This window comes from Helicobacter apodemus (assembly GCF_000765745.2).
In the GTDB taxonomy this organism is placed as follows: domain Bacteria; phylum Campylobacterota; class Campylobacteria; order Campylobacterales; family Helicobacteraceae; genus Helicobacter_D; species Helicobacter_D apodemus.
Genome location: NZ_JRPC02000062.1, coordinates 1 through 2,343 on the forward strand (window position 1 = coordinate 1; position 2,343 = coordinate 2,343).

General features: G+C 32.7%; 1 protein-coding gene. It reads left to right on the forward strand.

Annotated elements, in window-relative coordinates; all coding sequences use genetic code 11:
• On the forward strand, positions 1 to 2,343 hold a 2,343-nt coding region (locus tag LS72_RS11005; RefSeq protein ID WP_194145612.1), incomplete at both ends, for an autotransporter outer membrane beta-barrel domain-containing protein.

A 2,343-nucleotide genomic window follows, 5' to 3' on the forward strand; every position in this document is an offset into this window, starting at 1 on the left:
ATGCTTCTAATCTAGGCACCCTTGAAAACAAAGGAAACTTAGCAACCCTTACTAACACTGGAACCCTAAACTCTGCAAGTAACACTGGAACTATTGCAAATCTTGATAACACTAAGAACATAGGAACCTTTAGTAATGCTGGAACTATAATATCAGTGCAAAACACTGGGGTCATAGCAAACCTCGATAATGTTGGAACCATTACGGGTGTCTTTGAAAATAAAGCGGGTGCAACCATAGCCAACCTTAATAACTCTGGAAGTATAGGAACTCTTAGTAATGAGGGGAACCTAATTACTTTCAAAAATAGCGGAAAGAGTATTATCTTTAATAATTCTGATAAAGGGCAAGTTGATGAATTTATAAATTCAGGGGATATTACAATTAATAATAAAGGCACCATCTCTAATTTAGATTTAAATGGTGAAAATACCACAACAATTACTAATGAAGGTACAATCTCTAATTTAGGCTTTAGTGGTAAAAATACTGCAACAATTACTAATCAATCAAAGATTGGTCTTTTGAAAGTAACCGATAATACTAAGCTTACCTATTACACTAAAAATGTAGGAAGTATTGAAAATTTAGAGGTCTCTAAAGATTCATTGCTTGAGGGGGAAATTGATATTTCATCTGTTAGTGGAAATGTTATCAATCATGGAAGTGTGCATGGAACACTTATAAATAATGATACGATTGTTAATTTTGTCAATACTAGTATGCATACTGTCAATAAGTTTGTAAATAAGGCAGGAAATATTGTTAAAACCCTTAATAATACAGGAAGAATTATTGAAATTGAAAATGCAGGAACCATCAATAATTATGATAATACAGGAGTTATGACTACCTTTAACAACTCTGGAAATGTCTATAAATTCTCTAATAGGGGCACTCTTAACACATTTATCCAAACTAATGGTAGTGCCACTATTGATAATACTGGAACTATCAACACTATTAATGCTAATGGAGGGAATTTAAATCTCACTAATAAAAGAGCTATTGATAAACTTGATAATAAAGCAACCTTAGATTTATACAACACTGGAATTATTACAGACTTTAACAATGATGGGGGTCAAGCTTCTATTTTCAATGCAGGAGTTTTTGAAAAGGGTATTACAAATACTAAAGGAACCTTATCTTATAGCTCTTCTTGGAGTGGGAATGTCGCGGATAGAAAAATAAGATGGGCAAGTAATGCAAGTAATGCTGATAAATTCCATTTTAAAAATGAGGATGGAGTAATTCGTATTCTTTCTAATAATAAAGGAAACGGTTCTGTTGGTGTAAATATTAATAAGAATAATGCAGATTACAACAACATTAGCAACGCTACTGCTATTTTTAACTCTCCTATTGATGAATATATTATCTTAGCAGGAAAGAAAGCAGAAGCCATAAGTTTTGAGGGTAATTCTATTAGGATTAATCCACGTAGTAATTTCTCTTTTGGGAAAGACTATAAGCTTGATTCTTTGGTTGTAAAAAATGATTCTGGTAGTTTAACTGCCTTTGGTAAGCAAGTCAATAATGGAAAGGGAATAACATTAAGTAACTTAACACCTTCTGAGAGTTTTTATGAGATAGAGACTGGATCTTCCCCTGATACCTTTAAGATAGGTATTGAGCCATCTAATAGCTCAGGAGTGGTTGCGGCACAAACCACTCTTGATGTTTTTGCTAGAAAAAATGTCTCAGATTCTATAATTGGTAATCCTAATTTTATAAGAAGCTTACAAGTAGATCCTGCAAAAAAACAAGAAATTTACTTTTTCCCTTATTTTACTTCTAGTGGTATCACATTGAAAAATGGAACCGTGGGGGGATCAAATAAAGGGTTTGTAACAGGAGGTAGTTATCTAACTTCTTTTGGTTTATTAGAAGGTTTTATCTCCTATGATAAGTCTAACGCTCAATTTAAACATAGCAACACTACAGACTTTAATTTGAGATTTTTAACCGATTCTTATTATGGAAGTGCAAGAATAATAAAAAAATTAGGAGGAACAGATACACAATCTCTTTATCTCACTACCCAAACAAAAGGTTCCTTTGGGAAAAATACTATCTCTAATGATCGAGGAGAGGGACAAGTAAGATCTTATTCTTATGCAGCTAATGGAAATTTAACTGCAGAATTTTTTGCTGATGATCCACAACAATCCCTAAAGATTACCTTAGGGGGAGGATATGAGGGAAGTTTCATAGAAGGCTTTTCTATGAATTATGATCCTAATATCTTTTATAAGTCTTCTCTTATAAACTTTGGTTATGTGAATACTGCTGTTGGGATTGATAAGACTTTTAATGGTATTTTTACCGCTTCTGTTGAAG